At 43.3% G+C, this 788-nt stretch carries 1 protein-coding gene; it reads left to right on the forward strand.

What is annotated here, in order from left to right; all coding sequences use genetic code 11:
• A partial coding sequence (locus tag DFQ03_RS18905) for a hypothetical protein (protein WP_208295939.1) occupies nt 1-788 on the forward strand: 788 nt, incomplete at both ends.

Consider the following 788-nt stretch of genomic DNA (forward strand, 5'->3'; position numbering starts at 1 on the left):
CGATGCCGTAGACAATACAAAATTAGCGGATAATGCTGTAAACACAGAAAACATTACAGATGGTACGATAGTAGCTGCCGATATAGCAAATGATGCAGTTGCATTGGAAAAGTTAGCAAATGGTACTGCTACTGGTCAAGTAATGCAGTGGGACGGAACTGATTGGATTCTAATAGATTTAGGTTCGGTAACAGTTACAGAAAATGACGGAATAATTGGTAACGAAGTCGTTGGTTCTTCAAATGGAACATTGACTTTATCTGGAGCAGGTTCTATAGGTGACCCATTAAGGTTGGCAGTTTCTGATGATGGAATTACATCGAATGAGATAGCACCGGGAGCAGTAGAAACTACAGATTTGTCAGATGATGCAGTTACCTTAGGTAAATTAGCTTCAGGCTCAAATACAGGAGATTTAATCCAATGGAATGGTACGGACTGGGAATTTGTAACGGCAAGTTCATTGGATACCGATACGCAGTATACCGCTGGTACAGGCTTGAACCTTGTAGGTACGGAGTTCAGTGCCGATCCAAGTTTGGCGACGGATACGGAGTTGTCGGATGCTATCACGGCAAGTGAGGCATTGGATCTAGACAAGGTTATCGGCAACGAAACTATTACAGGATTGGCTTTTGATGGAGCTGTACTGACTATATCTGAAGGTGGAAATACGGACCGGACGATTAATATAAGTTCATTGGATACCGATACACAATATACCGCGGGTACAGGCTTGAACCTTGTAGGTACGGAGTTCAGTGCCGATCCAAGTTTGGCGACTGACA

The organism is Maribacter caenipelagi, from assembly GCF_004364175.1.
Classification (GTDB): domain Bacteria; phylum Bacteroidota; class Bacteroidia; order Flavobacteriales; family Flavobacteriaceae; genus Maribacter; species Maribacter caenipelagi.